We start from the raw sequence: 15,720 nt of genomic DNA, 5'->3' as shown, positions 1-15,720 counted from the left end.
CCGCTGCGCCAGGACGCGACCTATAGCCAGCTAGGCTGGGCCGGTGGACTTCGACGCTGTCATTCTTGCTGGGGGCCGGTCGTCCCGGCTGGGCGGCGTGCCCAAATCCGGTCTGATGCACGACGGCGCCACCCTCCTGGAGCGCGCCCTGCAGGCCGCGAGCGGCGCGGCCGCCGTGGCCGTCGTCGGGCCCGACCCGGGAACCCTGCCCGCGGGAGTGCTGAGCTGCCGGGAGGAGCCGGCCTTCGCCGGCCCCGCCGCAGCCGTCGCCGCCGGGGTCTCCGCCCTGGAAAAGCACCGCAGCCGGGACCCCCGCCTCCCTGCCGCGGCACCGATGACCCTGGTCCTCGCCGTTGACATGCCCGGGGCGGGCGCCGCCATCGCAGCGCTGCTGGCAGCCGCCGCGGAGGCCCCTCCGGGCGACGGACTGATGGCCGTGTCTGCTGACGGGCGCCGGCAGCCCCTGGTCGGCCTTTATAGCACGGATGCGCTACAACGGTGTGTGGCCGACGCCAGGCAGCGCGGCACGCTCGAAAACGCCTCGATATTCGCCCTTCTTGCTAGGCTGGAGGTGCGGGAGGTCAGCGTCCCCCGGGGGTCTACGGATGATGTGGATACTTGGGACGATGCCTCCGCACTGGGGGTGACCGGTCCGGCTGACGGCCATGGCTTCCACAGCCATCACCGCGACAGCCATAACCCAGGCCTCCGGCCCGGGTTCCCCCCGCTGAACTCGACTTTGGAGGCAAACGGTGAAAAGCCAGGATGAAACACTCGAAGACTGGTGCCGTGCCTTGCTTCAGGCCCTCGAACTGGAAGACGTCGAGGTTGACGTCAACGAGGTCCTGGCCCTCGCCGGGGTGGCGGCGCACTCCGTGGTGCGCCCCGCCGCGCCGTTGACAACCTTCATTGCCGGATTTGCGGCAGGGCTGGCCTCTGGCTCCGGCCAGGCAACGGATGCCGTCTCGATGCAGGCCGCGATGGGCGTTGCCCGGAAATTGGCCAAGGACTACGCAGCCAGCGAAGCCTCCGGAGCATGACGCCTGCACCCCCTCACGGCAGTACAGCTGCCGCGGCGGATGAGCCTGCGCCTCATCGGCACCTCGCGCACACCTGGCAGGAAGCCCGGCAGCTTGCCTTCGATTGCGCGACCCCCATTCCCGCCGCACCCGTGGCCCTTCGCGACGCGCTGGGGCGGAAACTCGCCGCCGATGTGGCGGCGCTCGTGGACATGCCGCACTACGCCTCCTCCGCCATGGACGGCTGGGCCGTCAACGGCAGCGGACCGTGGATCCTCGCGGAACCCGGCCAGCGGCTGGCGCCCCACCAGGCCAGCCCGATCGTCACGGGCGGGCTGATTCCTCCCGGAGCGAAGGCTGTGCTGCGCAGCGAAAGCGGCACGATCGCCGCCGACGAGGACGGGCTGCCGGTCCTGCAGCTCGGCGGCGGAGCGAAGCCCGGCGAGCCGCGAAACGGCGAGCATACCCGGAAAGCCGCGGAAGAAGCCGCCGCCGGAGAAGTGCTGATCAAGGGCGGCACCCTGCTCAACCCCGCCCACCTGGCCCTCGCGGCCCTCGCCGGTCACGACACCCTGCCGGTCCTGGGCAAGGCCGTCGTCCGGCTGGTGTTCACCGGCTCGGAAGTGATCACGGCCGGGATCCCCCGGCCGGGGGAGGTGCGCGACACCTTCGGCCCCCAGCTTGCCGGCGTCGTGGAAATGCTCGGCGGGATCTGTGCCGGCGAAACGAAAATCGGCGACAGCTACGCTGAATGGCTGACCGCGCTCGAGGACACCGACCCGGAGGCCGAACCCGGGGGAGCCGACGAACCGCGGATGCCCGTCCGGTCCGGCGCTGAACGGTTGCCCGCCGACGTCGTCATCACCACGGGCGGCACCGGCCGGTCCGGGACGGACCACCTGCGCCGCTCGGTCGCCGAACTCGGCGGACGGTTGCTGATCGACGGCATCGCGATGCGTCCTGGCCATCCCGCCGTGCTGGCCGAACTGCCGGACGGCAGGTTCATCATCGGGCTGCCGGGCAACCCGCTCGCGGCCATGATGGCACTGTCAACCATCGGCGCCCCGCTCCTGGCGGCGCTGGGGCACCGGCCCCCGCCGCCCGTCACCGAGGTGCCCTGCGGCTCCATGATCGACCCTGACCCCGGCCGGACCCGGCTGATGCCCTTCCGGCTCCTCTACGGCATGGCGTCTCCGGCGCAGCACACCGGGCCGGGAATGATGCGCGGCCTGGCCGCGGCCGACGGCGTCCTGGTGGTCCCTCCGCATGGAGTCCAGCTGGGGGAAACAGTCCCGGCCTTCACCCTGCCCTGGGGCACGCCCCTCCCGGAGCTGGCGGGACCCAAAGACAAGCCCGCCCCCAAACGGCCCGCCCGGAAGCCCGCCGGTACCGGCGGGCCCGTGGACTGGAGCGAACTGCTGGGGTAGCGCCCGGTCTGAAACCCGCGCTGGCCACCCGGCCCAGCGCTTGTCATGATGGAGTTATGTTGGTTAGGAGTACCTGATGGGCCGCGTTACTCAGCGCCGCAAGGTGCACAAATATGTCCTGGACGGATCCCCCCAGGCCCTTGAATTCCCGGTCCGGCACCGGGAGGACGTCCTCGCCGTGGAGGAGCCGCTCGAGATCCGGATCGGCAGCCTGTCCTTCTCCGTCACCATGCGGACTCCGGGGAACGACTTTGACCTCGTGGCGGGCTTCCTTGTCTCCGAAGGCGTCATCTGGAGCCCCGACCAGCTCGTCTCGCTCCGGTTCTGCGCCGGGGAAGACGAGGACGGCGTCCAGACGTTCAACGTGGTGGAAGCCCAGCTGAGGCCCGACGTCGTCCGCCCGGACACCGGCCGGAACGTGTTCACCTCCAGCTCGTGCGGCATCTGCGGCACGGATTCGATCGAGGCCGTGCACAAGTCCTCGCATTTCAGCCCCGCCGATGATCCCCTGACGGTGCCTGTGGCCACGCTCGCGGCCCTGCCGGACCGGCTGCGGGAAGCCCAGGCGGTCTTCGACATCACCGGCGGCGTGCACGCCGCCGGCCTGTTCCGGACCTCCGAGGACGGCTCCGCTGAACTGCTGTGCCTGCGTGAGGACGTGGGGCGCCACAACGCTGTGGACAAGGTCATCGGCTGGGCCCTCCGCGAGGGCATGCTCCCGCTGCGCGGAACCGTGCTCCAGGTCTCCGGCCGGGCATCCTTCGAACTGGTGCAGAAGGCCGCCCTGGCCGGCATTCCCGTCCTCGCCGCAGTCAGCGCGCCGTCGAGCCTGGCGGTCGAACTGGCCGAGGCCAGCGGCATGACGCTGGCCGGCTTCAGCCGCGGCACATCCCTGAACGTTTACGCGGGAGTCCGCCGCGTGAGCGTGCCCGTAGGCTTGGCGGACAGCGTCCGCTGACAGCCTCTTGGCTGGGGGCCAGCGGCGAAGTAAGTTTTATCCATCGATTGGATGCATTTCAGCGTCATCCACGCAGCGCTAAGAGGATCACATTGCACGACGACCGCCGTCTCACGGAAGTCCGGCTGGACCGCTTTGTTCGCGAACGCATCGTCCCAGCGGTCTATCCGCGCAGCGTGCCGCTCAGCCTGAGCAGCTGGGATGTCCCGGACGAACCGGTCCCGGTCCTGGAGGCCCTCCGGAAGCAGTTCACGCCGCAGGAGCACGGAGCGGCCTGGGGCCGGCCGTGGAGCACCAAGTGGCTGCGGCTGCAGGGGCAGGTCCCGGACGCCTGGGGCACTGCAGCGGACACGTCGGTGGAAGTCATTGTGGATCTGGGCTTCAGCAGTGACCTCCCCGGGTTTCAATGCGAAGGAATCGCCTGGCGGCCGGACGGGACGATCGTCAAGGCCATCTCCCCGCGGAACCAGTACATCCCCCTGAAGCTGCTGGGCAGCGGGATGGCCGTCGACTTCTACGTCGAGGCGGCCGCCAACCCCGACCTGTCGCAGGGGTGGACGTTCGCGGCGACCCCCTACGGAGACAAGGCAACCTCCGGCAACGAGCCGAAGTACCGGCTGGGCCGGATGGTCATCGCAGAACTCAACCAGACCGTCTGGGAGCTGCAGCAGGACATCTGGACCCTCAGCGGCCTGATGCACGAACTGCCGATGGAACTGCCCCGCCGCCACGAAATCCTGCGCGCGCTGGAACGGATGCTCGACGTGATGGATCCCGACGACGTCCCCGGGACTGCGGCAGCGGGGCGCGAGGCCCTGACCGGCGTCCTGGCCCGGCCGGCGTACGCCTCCGCCCACCACCTGCTCGCCACCGGACACGCGCACATCGACTCCGCCTGGCTGTGGCCCGTCCGCGAAACCATCCGCAAATGCGCCCGCACCTTCTCCAATGTGGTGGCACTGATGGACGAGGATCCCGGGTTCGTGTTTTCCTGCTCCTCAGCCCAGCAGCTCGCCTGGATCAAGGAGTTGTATCCGGAGCTATTCGGTCGGATCCGGGAAAAGGTCAAGACCGGCCAGTTCGTCCCCGTGGGCGGCATGTGGGTCGAATCGGACACCAACATGCCCGGCGGCGAGGCCATGGCCCGCCAGTTCCTGGAGGGAAAGAGCTTTTTCCTGGCCGAGTTCGGCGTGGAATGCCAGGAGGCCTGGCTGCCGGACACCTTCGGCTATTCGGCGGCCATGCCGCAGATCGTCAAGGCGGCCGGCAGCAAGTGGTTCCTGACGCAGAAGATCTCCTGGAACCAGGTCAACCGGATGCCGCATCACTCCTTCAACTGGGAGGGCATCGACGGCACCCGGCTCTTCACGCATTTCCCGCCGGTGGATAGCTACAACTCCGAACTCAGCGGCCGGGAACTCGCCCACGCCGAACGGAACTACCGGGACCACGGCCGGGGCACTGTCTCGCTGGTCCCGTTCGGCTACGGCGACGGCGGCGGCGGGCCCACCCGGGAGATGCTGGCGGCGGCGCGCCGCACCGCGGACCTGGAGGGATCCCCGAAAGTGGAACTCGGCCCTGCCGCCAGTTTCTTCACCCGCGCCGAGGCCGAATACGAGGCGCTCCCGGTCTGGGTCGGTGAGATGTACCTCGAACTGCACCGCGGCACGTACACGAGCCAGGCCAAGACCAAACTTGGCAACCGGCGCAGCGAGCACCTGCTCCGCGAAGCCGAACTCTGGTGCGCCACTGCCGCCGTGCGCGCCGGATTCGCTTACCCGGCGGCAGAGCTCAAGCGACTGTGGCGATTGGTGCTCCTGCAGCAGTTTCACGACATCCTCCCGGGCAGCTCCATCGCCTGGGTGCACCAGGACGCCGAGCGGAACTACGCCGCCGTCGGGCGGCAGCTTGAAGGGATCATCGCCGACGCCGCCGGGGCGGTACTGGGCGCGGGCGACACTGACTTCCTGCTCAACGCCGCTCCGCACGAGCGCCACGGTGTCCCCGCGCTGGCCGCGGCCGAGCCGGCCCTCGACGGGCAGCCAGTGCTGGTCGCCGAAGCCGGCGGCGGCTACATCCTGGACAACGGGATCATCCGCGCCGTCATCAGCGCCGACGGCCTGCTGGAATCCCTGATCGACCATGCGAGCGGACGCGACGCAATCGCCCCCGGGCAGTTCGGGAACCTGCTGGAGCTACACCGGGACACGCCCAACGAATGGGACGCCTGGGACATCGACGCCTTTTACCGCCGCAACGTCGTCCGGCTGACCGCCGCGCGCTCCCTGACGGTGGAGACCGGCGGCAGGAACGCCGTCGTCGTGGTGGAGCGGCTGGCGGGATCCTCGGCAGTCACCCAGCGGATATCGCTGGACGCCGGCGCCGGTTCCCTGGCGATCGCGACGGCGGTTGACTGGCAGGAACGCGAAAAGCTGCTCAAGCTCGGATTCGCGCTGGACGTCCGGGCGGACCGTTCGGCGTCGGAGACCCAGTTCGGGCATGTGTTCCGTCCGACGCACCTCAACACCTCCTGGGAAACCGCGAAGTTTGAGATCTGCGCGCACCGGTGGATCCACATCGCCGAGCCCGGCTACGGGGTGGCGGTTTCCAACTCATCCACGTACGGCCACGACGTCACCCGGAATATCCGGGAGGACGACGGCGGAACGACCACCACGGTGCGGCTCTCGCTGCTGCGTGCGCCCAAGTTCCCGGACCCCGCTGCGGACCGCGGCCGGCACGAATTAAACGTCACCATCCGGCCCGGCGCCAGCATCGCCGACGCCGTCGAAGAGGGATACCGCACGAATCTGGCGCCGCGGGTGGTCAAGGGCGCGCACGGCGTGGAACCTCTCATTGCGGTTTCCAATCCGGCACTGGTGGTGGAGGCCGTGAAACTCGCCGAGGACGGCTCGGGCGACGTGATCGTCCGGGTCTACGAATCGCTGGGGGAGAGGTCCACGGGAACCGTGACGGCCGGCTTTGCCGTCACCGCCGCCCATACGGTGGACCTGCTGGAGCGGCCCGCGGCGGCACCGGGCGTGACTCCTGCGGGGGATACGGCGAAGCTTGCGCTTCGGCCTTTCCAGCTGGTGACGCTGAGGTTTGTGCGCTGAACGGGCCGTTAAACAGGCTGAGTGGGAGCGGTCCAATTGGACCGCTACCACTCATCCCCCCAATGGCGCTTGGGCGGCTGCCTCGGCTCCACACGGTTTGTCCCCGTACACGAAGCGAATGCCGCTTTCACACATTCATGATTCTCTCATGGTCTAATGATTTTGTGAATGCCTAGTCGCGGTTCTGACGTAATGTTGCCCCAGCGTTACCTGAGGGACTCGCGATCAGCCCGGAAAACCAGAACACGACGAGGCCCACGACATAGCCCAGGGCCGCCGCGTAGTTGACGAAATGCTGCGCACCGGCCCAACTGGACGGCGTCAGGGCGGCCGGAAGACTCAGGGCCGCGAAGGCGGCTCCGACGAGGACCAGCAGGGCACCGGCCCTGACCAGGCGCGGCAGCCGGCTCCTGACGGCCGCCAGCAGCGGAGCCACCAGGACGAGCGAAACGAAGGCAGGATACGTGCGGCCGGCCGCCGTGAACAAGGGGGCCAGGTCCGCGTCCCCTGCGCCGCCCGCGGCCCTCGCGTTCAGCCCGGCCGGTGAACCGTAGCTGCCCATCAGGAAGAACGACACCGTCACGGCCAGGCAGCCGAGCCCCAGCGCCCAGCGCCCGATTCCTCCGGCAATGAGCTGGTGTGCCCAGACAGCGCCGAGTCCCCTGGTGACCCGGAGGCCGACGAGCAGGACAGTTGCGAAGACGAGATAGCGCAGGATCAGGCTCGTGAGGTCCCAACCGCCCAGGGCGCCGTCAATCGCCTCGTAGAGCACGGAGACGGCGAGCACACTGCACAAGCTGCCCAGAAAGAGGATTCCGAACACGGTCCTGTTCCGGCCCCGCACGGCGTCCGGCACACGCAGGAGAAGCGCCGCGCAGCAGACAAGCAGCGTCGCCCATTCCAGCGTTTCCCTCATGAGGGTTCTCCAAGTCGCTCCACAGCGCGGCTCACAGTTACAAACCGGTCAAGCCAGTGTGCGCTTTCCGCGTCTTTCTGGCCAGAATCCTCGACAGCCAGAACACGAAAAGCCCCAGTACGAGGCACAAAATGGCGGTATAGCTGAAGACGAAGCGTAGGTAGGCCAGCGACGCAGGAATCACCGGCGACAGCAGGCTCAGCGTAATTGCCACGGAACCACCCGCCAGCAAGGCAGCACCGAGCCGCACAAGGCCAGGCATCCCGCTACGCACCGCCCTCATCATGGCAGGAAAGAGGGCGAGCGTGATGTACGCGGGGTAGAGCCGTCCGGCGGCTCCGTAGTACTCCACGAGCGCCGCATTGCGGGCATCCCTGTCGTACACCGCGATCAAGCCAGCGGACGATCCTGCCGTATCCATCATCAGGAAGACCACCACCACCGCCACCGATGCAGCTCCCACAAACACGATTCCGGGCGGGCCCGTAATCAGCCGGAGGGCGTCGTCCGCTCCGAAACCCCGGGCAATTCTGAGGCCGAGGGCAAAGACGGTGCCGAAGATGATGAAGCGCAGCAACAGGTTGGCCACGTTCGTGCCACCTAGGACGCTGTCCATGGCCAGGTACGGTGCCTCGATACTCAAAAGGATGGCCACCGTCATGAATGCGTAGATGAAGAGCAGCGACCGGTTCTCGCCCCGCAGCGCACTCGGGACCCGAACGACGGCGGCGAGAGCGCAGACCGCCAAGGTGGTCCACTGCAGGATTGTGATCATTTGGGGGATATCCGTATCTTCCGTAACATCCGCGGAGCGGCGGCGGTCCGCGGCGCTGGAAGGCAGCGGCGGGAGGTCAAAAGTTGGTTCTGGAGGTCAAGGTTGGTTTAAGGGCGCAGGGCGCGCTTTGCCATCAGGCTGGAAATCCAGACGAAGGTGAGCCCCAGTGCAAGGCACAACACCGACGTGTAGTTGATGATGGCTTCCAGATACCCGACTTCGGGCGGGATCAAGGGGTACAAGGAGCCCAAGGCCATGGCAGCGAAAGCGACGGTCAGCAGCAGCGCTCCGACGCGGATGGCCCGGGGGAGCCTCTGGCTGACGGCCAGGTAGGTTGCGGGCAGAATGCACACTGCGACGAACGACGGATACAGCCGGCCGGCCGCCGCATACGATTCGATGAGCATCGCATTCTCCGGGCTTCTGGCGGGCAGGGTCGCCAGTCCCGTCACCGATCCGGTGGTGTCGGCCCAGAAGAAGAGGGCCACGGTCGCGATGCCGACGACGGTGAGAACCGCCTTCCCCACGGGGCCAACGATGAGGCGAATGCTATTGCGTGCATCGAAGGCTTTGGCGATCCGGTAGCCCGCCAGGAGCACCGTCCCGTAGACGACGAAGCGGAGAAACAGGTTCGTGTAGTTCTCGGCTCCGAGCCACGCATCGATGGTCAGGTAGCACACGTCGATGCTGAGCAGGATGGCCAGGCTTGACAGCGCGAAAACGCCGCAAATGGACCTGTTCTCACCCCGGACGGCACTCGGAATCCGGGCGATCGCGACGAGAGCGCAGACCGCCAAAGTGGTCCACTGCAGGCCCGCGATCATCCGAGGTTCTCCCATATCTTCTTTGTCTGTTCGTTTTCATGCTCCTGGCGGCGCAGCGTTTTACCGAGGGCCTGCAACCGCTCGCCGGCCAGGGCCGTGAGTTCGCCATCGGACAGGGCATCCAGGGCGCCCTGCTTGGCCTCGGCCGGCCAGTCGGCCTCGGCTTCTGTTACCAAGCCCGTGGCGACGAGTCCGCCCGTGAGGCCTACGCCAGCGGCGCGGGCTGTCGCGACCGCCAACTCCGGCGAGAGCCGGTTGGCAGTCAACTGGGCCGAATAGTTCTGCGGCGCGACCCCGGTGGCGTCCGACACCCGGTGCCGCAATTCGCCGTCGTCGACCGCGTCCACCCAGTTCCGGACCGAGGTGGCGTGCGGCGCGGGGCCGAGCGCCGGCGTCAACGCACTGCCGTCGTCACCGTAGCCGCCGTACGCCGGGGCCGAACGGGAAATGACGGCCCGCAGCAGATCCATGGTGGCAATCTGGCTGACGAGTTCGGCGGGAGTCGGCGGCTGCGGCCGCCCGGCAAGATCCGCATAGCTGTCGAACGAGGCAAGGTCTGCCAACGGGCTGCGTTTCAGGGCCCGGCTGATGCTGACGAGCGTGGATTCCGCGACCTTTCCGCGCACCAGCTGCTGGGCGAGCGTGGTGCGCTTAATCCCCGAGATCCTGCAGATGTCTGCTGTGCTCGCGTTGGGAGCAACGACATGGAGCCAGTGTTGAAACGCCTTGGCGGGTAAGGGCATCTACGGCTTCCTGCAGAGTCGAATGGACGTGCGGCTTCTCAAGTTCGGTGGAGCGGTGACTGTGTTGATTTTACGCCAGCTGCTGATTCAACTATGCTAAATGCTCGAACCCGCTGGTCCGTACACCCCCCAAGTCCGGACCGGCGGGTTCTCTTACGCCCGGCGGCCAGTGGCCGCCCGGAACGCCTGTGGCCTGCTGCTGTGGGCCGCGGTGAGAGAATGGACCAATGACTGCAACCCTTGTTGCCAAGGACCTCTCCGGTGGTCACGACCACCGCACACTCTTTTCCAAACTCTCCCTGACCGTCGCGCCCGGCGACGTCGTCGGCGTCGTGGGCGCCAACGGAGCCGGCAAATCCACCCTGCTCCGGCTCCTGGCCGGCGTCGACCAGCCGCAGGAAGGCACCATCAGCCTTGCCCCGGCAGATGCCTTCGTCGGCTGGCTGCCCCAGGAACACGAACGGATCGCCGGCGAGACGGTGGCCGGATACATCGCGCGGCGCACCGGCTGCGCGCAGGCCACCCTGGACATGGAGTCCGCAGCGGACGCCCTGGGCAGCGGCGCCCCCGGGTCCGACGACGACTACTCCCTCGCCTTCGACCGCTGGATGGCCTCCGGCGCCGCGGACCTGGACGACCGCATCCCGGCCGTCCTGGCAGACCTCGGCCTCGAGGTGGGCCAGGACGCCGAAATGACCGGACTCTCCGGCGGACAGGCTGCCCGCGTGGCGCTCGCGGCGCTGCTGCTCAGCCGCTTCGACATCGTGCTCCTGGACGAACCCACGAACGACCTGGACCTCAACGGACTGGCCAAACTCGAGGCCTTCGTGCAGGGACTCCGGGGCGGCGTCGTGCTGGTTTCCCACGACCGCGAGTTCCTCGCCCGCTGCGTGACCACCATCGTGGAGCTCGACCTCGCGCAAAACTCCGTGGCCGTCTACGACGGCGGCTACGAGGCCTACCTTGAGGAGCGGGCCGTGGCGCGCCGGCATGCCCGGGAACGGTACGAAGAGTTCGCCAACACCAAGGCCGATCTTGTCTCCCGCGCCCGCACCCAGCGCGAGTGGAGCTCCCAGGGTGTTCGCAACGCCATGAAAAAGAACCCGGACAACGACAAGATCCGGCGCGCGGCCAGCACGGAGTCCTCCGAAAAGCAGGGCCAGAAGGTCCGCCAAATGGAATCCCGCATCGCCCGGCTGGACGAGGTCGACGAACCCCGCAAGGAATGGCAGCTGCAGTTCAGCATCGGCCAAGCACCGCGTTCGAGCGCCGTCGTGGCGACGCTCCGCGACGCCGTCGTCCGCCAGGGGGACTTCACCCTGGGGCCGGTGAACCTGCAGCTCAACGCCGGCGAGCGGATCGGCATTACCGGCCCCAACGGGGCCGGCAAGTCCACCCTGCTCCGCCTGCTGCTGGGCATCCAGCGGCCCGATTCCGGCGACGCCTCCATGGGCGCCTCCGTGGCCGTGGGCGAGATCGACCAGGCCCGCGGACTGCTGGCCGGGCCGCTGAAACTGGCCGACGCCGTCGAGGCCGTGCTCACGGACCAGACGCCGGCTGAAGTCCGGACCCTGTTGGCCAAATTCGGCCTCAAGGCAGACCACACCTCCCGCCCAGTGGACTCGCTGTCGCCGGGGGAGCGGACCCGGGCCGCGCTGGCCCTGCTGCAGGCCCGCGGCGTGAACCTGCTGGTGCTCGACGAGCCCACCAACCACCTGGATCTTCCGGCCATCGAACAGCTTGAGGAAGCCCTCGAAGGCTATGACGGCGCCCTGCTGCTGGTCACCCACGACCGCAGGCTGCTGGAAAACGTGCGCCTTGACGCGCGCTGGAACGTGGACACCGGCGTCGTCACCGAGCTCCTGGGCCACACGGCCCCGAAAGGCACCAACACATGAGCATGGACCGGGTGGCCTGGAGCTCCCTTTACAACATCACCCGCGCCTCGAGCGGCTCCAAGCCGTTCTCCAAGGAAACGCTCAAGCGTGTGTTCAGCTTCGCCCGTCCGCACAAGGGCAAGCTGATCGCCTTCGTGCTGCTCTCGATCGTGATGGCCGTGCTGGCCGTCGCCACCCCGGTGCTGGCCGGCCAGGTGGTGGACGCGATCATCGCCGGCGCGGCCACCGACGTCGTGGTCTGGCTGGCCGTGCTGATCGCCATTGTGGCGGTCGCCGAAGCCGGGCTGGGACTCGTCACGCGCTGGCTGTCCTCCACCATCGGCGAAGGCGTGATCGTGGACCTGCGCACCAAGGTCTTCGACCACGTGCAGAAGATGCCGATCGCGTTCTTCACGCGGACCCGCACCGGGGCGCTGGTGAGCAGGCTGAACAACGACGTGATCGGCGCCCAGTCGGCCTTCGCCGGGACGCTGTCCGGGGTCGTCAGCAACGTCGTGGCCCTCGCCCTGACCCTCGTGGTGATGCTGGGGAAGTCCTGGCTCATCACCGTGCTCGCCATGATCCTGCTGCCGATCTTCCTGATCCCGGCCCGCCGGATGGGCTCCAAGCTGGCCGACCTGCGCCGGGAAGCCGCCGAACACAACGCGTCCATGGGCACCCAGATGACGGAACGCTTCTCCGCCCCGGGCGCCACCCTGGTGAAGCTCTTCGGCCGCCCCGACGAGGAATCCCGGGAATTCGCGGTCCGCGCCGGGCGCGTGCGGGACATCGGCATCCGCACTGCCATGCTGCAGTTCACCTTCGTGACCGCCCTGACGCTCGTCTCGGCGCTGGCCCTGGCCCTGGTCTACGGACTCGGCGGCTTCCTGGCGCTGCAGGGGCAGCTGGCCGCGGGCGACGTCGTCGTGCTGGCCCTGCTGCTCACCCGCCTCTATGCGCCGCTCACCGCGCTCTCCAACGCCCGGGTCGAGATCATGAGCGCCCTGGTCAGCTTCGAGCGGGTGTTCGAGATCCTGGACCTCAAGCCGCTCATCCAGCAGAAACCCGACGCCGTCTCCTCGCCGGCCGGCCCGCTGTCCGTGGAGTTCGACGACGTCCGCTTCTCCTACCCCTCGGCGGACAAGGTCTCGCTGGCCTCGCTGGAGGACGTGTCCACCCTCGACACCCGCGGCGGCGAAGAGGTGCTGCACGGCATCAGCTTCCGGGTCGAACCCGGCCAGACGGTCGCCCTCGTGGGCTCCTCGGGCGCCGGCAAGTCCACGATCGCGCAGCTGCTGTCGCGCCTGTACGACGTCGATTCCGGCGCGGTCCGCTTCGGCGGCGCCGTGCCCGGGACCGGGGTGGATGTCCGTGACCTGACCTTCGATTCCATGCGGCACACCCTCGGCATGGTGACGCAGGACGGACACCTGTTCCACGAGAGCATCGCCTCCAACCTGCGCCTGGCCCGCCCGGACGCCAGTGACGAGCTGATGTGGGATGTGTTGCGCCAGGCCCGGCTGGAAGGCATGATCCGCTCGCTCCCGGACGGCCTGGACACTGTCGTGGGGGAGCGCGGCTACCGCCTCTCGGGCGGCGAACGCCAGCGCCTCACCATCGCCCGCCTGCTCATTGCCCAGCCGCGCGTCGTGATCCTGGACGAGGCCACCGCGGCCCTGGACTCCACCAACGAAGCCGCCGTCCAGGGGGCCCTTGGCGCCGCGCTCGAGGGGCGCACCGCCGTCGTGATCGCCCACCGGCTGTCGACCATCCGGGCCGCCGACGCCATCCTGGTGGTGGAGGACGGCAGGATCGTGGAGCGCGGAACGCATACCGAGCTGCTGGCCGCCGAGGGCCGCTACGCGGAGCTCTACCGGACCCAGTTCGCCGAGGCCAGCGCCGTGGCGGAAGAGGCCGTTCCGGGGCACTAGCCCGGCTGGGCCCCGAGGGCGGGCAGGACGTGGTCGGTGAGCAGCGGGGCGAGATCGTCCGGCAGCTCCGCGGCCAGGTCCAGCCAGCGGATCTCGGCGATCTCCGCCGAGGGACGGGCATTCCAGACCCCCGGGGCCGTGAAGACCGTGGCCCGGATCTGCGTCGCGGCCTCATTGGCGGCGTCAGCGAACCAGGTGCCGAGGAGCACGAGCTCTTCGGCCGCGAGCACGATCCCGACTTCTTCCGCCAACTCCCGTGCGGCCGTCTGCGCGGCGCTCTCGCCCGACTCGGGTTTGCCGCCGGGATGCATGAACTTGTCCGTGCCGCGTTTGCGGACGGTCAGCAGGCGTCCCGCCTCGTCGAAGACACAGACCGCGGAGACCACAATGAGCGGGTTCATGCCGCGGCCGCCGGAGTGCGGCGCAGGACCGAGGTGAGCTGCTGGTCCTTGGCCGGGCCGGTGACATCCCACTGGTAACGGAATTCGTCCGGGCCTGCTCTGGTGTAGCTCACGCGGTAAATATCGGGGTCGCACCAGTGCTGGTCCTGGCTGCTCCGCGGGCCGAAGCCCATTCGGTGGAACGGCCGGCCGTCGGGGAAGAGCATGTCCAGCGTGTCCGCGGCCCCTGTGGGCCGGAGCAGGTACTCCCGGCTGGCCGGCCCGGTGAACGGGGTGCCGGCCGGTCCGCCGGGGACGGACGCCCAGGAAACGGTGCCCTCTTCGCGGAAGCGGAGGCCGCCGTCGTCGTCCGTTGCGGTAAAGCGGACGACGCCGGTGAAGGTTCCCAGGGTGCCGGTGGACCTGTCCAGCAGGGTTCGTTCCACCACCCAGCTGCCCAGCAGGTAGGCGCGGAGGTCGAAGTCCGGAGCGGCGTCCGGGGACTGGGGGTTCAAGTGCCCTCGATTGGAATCGAACCAACGACACCGGCTTTAGGAGAGCCGTGCTCTATCCACTGAGCTACGAGGGCGGGTGTCCGTGCTGGACGGCCGCGGGCCGGCCCGTTCGGACACGGATCTAAGCATACAAGGTGAGGGGCCGTACTACGCTCTTGGCATGACCGCCGCAGCCGACTCGCCGTCCAAGGACATCATCTACATCCCTGCCCTGCCCTCCACCGGGTTCTATGCCGGCGCGCTGGCGCTGCTCAGCGTGCTGCAGTATTTTGTGGCGGAGGCCGCCGTGATCGGGGCGTGGGCGGGGCAGCAGCCGTACAGCCGGCGGACCGGGTTCATCAGCGACCTGGGCGCCGTGGGCTGCGGTGTTTTCGACGGCCGGGACGTCTGCTCGCCGGCGCACGTGCTGATGAACGCCTCATTTGTGGTCCAGGGCATCGGCATGATGGTCGGCGCGCTGCTGCTCGGTACGGCGCTACTGTGCACGGCGGCGCGGCCCGGCGCCCGGGTCGCGCTGGCACCGTCCAGCCGGGTCACGTGGGCGGCCGCCATCGCCGCGCGCGCCCTCACGGCCGCCGCCGGTGCCGGGACCGTCCTGGTGGGGCTGATCCCCGAGGACGCCCGCTCCGTGTGGCACGCGGTGGGAGCCATCCTGTACTTCGCCGCCGGTGGCCTGGCGCTGGTGCTGCTGGGCTGGCTCTGGCTGCGGCAGACACCGCTGAGCTGGCCCATCCTGGCCTGCGGCGCGGTGTCCATCGGGGCGCTGATTGCGGGCGGCGTGACCGGGATGGACGTGCCGGAGCCCGGGAGCCTGGAACGGCTGATGGGCTACCCCATCACGATCGGCGCGGCCGCCGTCGGGCTGGTGGTCGCCCAGCGGGTGGGGAGGGAACGCAGCGTGCGGAAGGCCGCGCGGACCGAGCAGGCCGGGCAGGCGGGGCAGGCCGGGCAATCCGGGCAAACCGGCGGGGCCGGCGGAGCCGTGCGCTGACTGCCACAAGGGTCCTGATCTGAGGGGCACAGCGGTGCGGGGGTGTCTTATGTCTCAGGGGAGGCGCACCTTGGATTATCATGAGGGCATTCACCGGAATATTCCGGTGCAGCATGCGCGTCCTGACTCCAGCGCATGGCGAATGGCCGATTGTGGAGTCAAATGGGGACGAATGTCTGATCAGCGAGTCTTGCGGCGTTGTAATGCAGCGACAGCCTTCGCGGGCCTTGACGATGTCGATGCCCGCC

Annotated in this window: 14 protein-coding genes and 1 tRNA gene; 8 read left to right on the top strand and 7 right to left on the bottom strand. The window is 68.6% G+C overall.

Translation table 11 applies throughout. The features are described from left to right. Positions 1-43 precede the first annotated feature (43 nt). The 5 genes from mobA to ACZYZ5_RS06195 all read left to right on the top strand — a co-directional run bounded on the left by mobA (position 44) and on the right by ACZYZ5_RS06195 (position 6,520). Complete coding sequence (mobA, locus tag ACZYZ5_RS06215; RefSeq protein ID WP_463900092.1) at positions 44-769, top strand: molybdenum cofactor guanylyltransferase; 726 nt, start codon at positions 44-46, stop codon at positions 767-769. After that, positions 753-1,040, top strand: a complete 288-nt coding sequence (locus ACZYZ5_RS06210; RefSeq protein ID WP_354172363.1) for a DUF6457 domain-containing protein — start codon at positions 753-755, stop codon at positions 1,038-1,040. Before mobA ends, ACZYZ5_RS06210 begins: the two co-directional genes overlap by 17 nt. Continuing rightward, positions 1,037-2,446, top strand: coding sequence for a molybdopterin-binding protein (locus tag ACZYZ5_RS06205; RefSeq protein WP_463900089.1), 1,410 nt, complete (start codon positions 1,037-1,039; stop codon positions 2,444-2,446). Before ACZYZ5_RS06210 ends, ACZYZ5_RS06205 begins: the two co-directional genes overlap by 4 nt. Before the next feature lie 76 nt (positions 2,447-2,522). Beyond that, complete coding sequence (gene fdhD / locus ACZYZ5_RS06200; RefSeq protein WP_463900088.1) at positions 2,523-3,404, top strand: formate dehydrogenase accessory sulfurtransferase FdhD; 882 nt, start codon at positions 2,523-2,525, stop codon at positions 3,402-3,404. A gap of 92 nt (positions 3,405-3,496) precedes the next feature. After that, positions 3,497-6,520 carry an alpha-mannosidase gene (locus ACZYZ5_RS06195; protein WP_463900086.1) on the top strand — a complete coding sequence of 1,008 codons (3,024 nt, stop codon included), beginning with the start codon at positions 3,497-3,499 and terminating at the stop codon, positions 6,518-6,520. A gap of 172 nt (positions 6,521-6,692) precedes the next feature. Here ACZYZ5_RS06195 and ACZYZ5_RS06190 read toward each other — a convergent pair whose 3' ends face one another. The 4 genes from ACZYZ5_RS06190 to ACZYZ5_RS06175 form a co-directional block, all read right to left on the bottom strand. Continuing rightward, positions 6,693-7,436 (bottom strand): hypothetical protein, encoded by a 744-nt coding sequence (locus ACZYZ5_RS06190; protein WP_463900083.1) that lies wholly within the window; start codon positions 7,434-7,436, stop codon positions 6,693-6,695. Between the two features lie 37 nt (positions 7,437-7,473). Beyond that, positions 7,474-8,211 carry a hypothetical protein gene (locus tag ACZYZ5_RS06185; RefSeq protein WP_463900080.1) on the bottom strand — a complete coding sequence of 246 codons (738 nt, stop codon included), beginning with the start codon at positions 8,209-8,211 and terminating at the stop codon, positions 7,474-7,476. A 107-nt stretch (positions 8,212-8,318) separates the two neighbouring features. Beyond that, entirely contained in the window at positions 8,319-9,050 is a 732-nt protein-coding gene (locus tag ACZYZ5_RS06180) for a hypothetical protein (protein ID WP_463900078.1), read from the bottom strand. Beyond that, entirely contained in the window at positions 9,032-9,778 is a 747-nt protein-coding gene (locus ACZYZ5_RS06175; protein ID WP_463900075.1) for a hypothetical protein, read from the bottom strand. Before ACZYZ5_RS06175 ends, ACZYZ5_RS06180 begins: the two co-directional genes overlap by 19 nt. Positions 9,779-10,005: 227 nt before the next feature. Between ACZYZ5_RS06175 and ACZYZ5_RS06170 the strand changes: the two genes are divergently transcribed. Continuing rightward, a complete protein-coding gene (locus tag ACZYZ5_RS06170) occupies positions 10,006-11,676 on the top strand; it encodes an ABC-F family ATP-binding cassette domain-containing protein (protein ID WP_463900073.1) in 1,671 nt (556 codons plus the stop codon). Then, on the top strand, positions 11,673-13,586 hold the full coding sequence (locus ACZYZ5_RS06165) for an ABC transporter ATP-binding protein (protein ID WP_463900071.1): 1,914 nt from the start codon (positions 11,673-11,675) through the stop codon (positions 13,584-13,586). The genes ACZYZ5_RS06170 and ACZYZ5_RS06165 overlap by 4 nt, the downstream gene beginning before the upstream one ends. Here ACZYZ5_RS06165 and ACZYZ5_RS06160 read toward each other — a convergent pair. The 3 genes from ACZYZ5_RS06160 to ACZYZ5_RS06150 all read right to left on the bottom strand — a co-directional run bounded on the left by ACZYZ5_RS06160 (position 13,583) and on the right by ACZYZ5_RS06150 (position 14,555). Beyond that, positions 13,583-13,987: an NUDIX hydrolase gene (locus ACZYZ5_RS06160; RefSeq protein WP_463900070.1), complete on the bottom strand. Its 405-nt coding sequence runs from the start codon at positions 13,985-13,987 to the stop codon at positions 13,583-13,585. The genes ACZYZ5_RS06165 and ACZYZ5_RS06160 overlap by 4 nt on opposite strands. After that, complete coding sequence (locus tag ACZYZ5_RS06155) at positions 13,984-14,481, bottom strand: DUF6314 family protein (RefSeq protein WP_463900068.1); 498 nt, start codon at positions 14,479-14,481, stop codon at positions 13,984-13,986. The genes ACZYZ5_RS06160 and ACZYZ5_RS06155 overlap by 4 nt, the downstream gene beginning before the upstream one ends. Position 14,482: 1 nt before the next feature. Then, a tRNA-Arg gene (locus tag ACZYZ5_RS06150) sits at positions 14,483-14,555 on the bottom strand. Between the two features lie 86 nt (positions 14,556-14,641). On the opposite strand from ACZYZ5_RS06150, the gene ACZYZ5_RS06145 reads away from it, so the two are divergent. Continuing rightward, positions 14,642-15,472: a DUF998 domain-containing protein gene (locus ACZYZ5_RS06145; protein ID WP_463900066.1), complete on the top strand. Its 831-nt coding sequence runs from the start codon at positions 14,642-14,644 to the stop codon at positions 15,470-15,472. Positions 15,473-15,720 lie beyond the last annotated feature (248 nt).

The sequence above is a fragment of the Pseudarthrobacter ribosi genome, from assembly GCF_055412865.1.
Note: the sequence above shows the minus strand (reverse complement) of the source record. Positions and strands in the feature narration are given on the sequence as shown.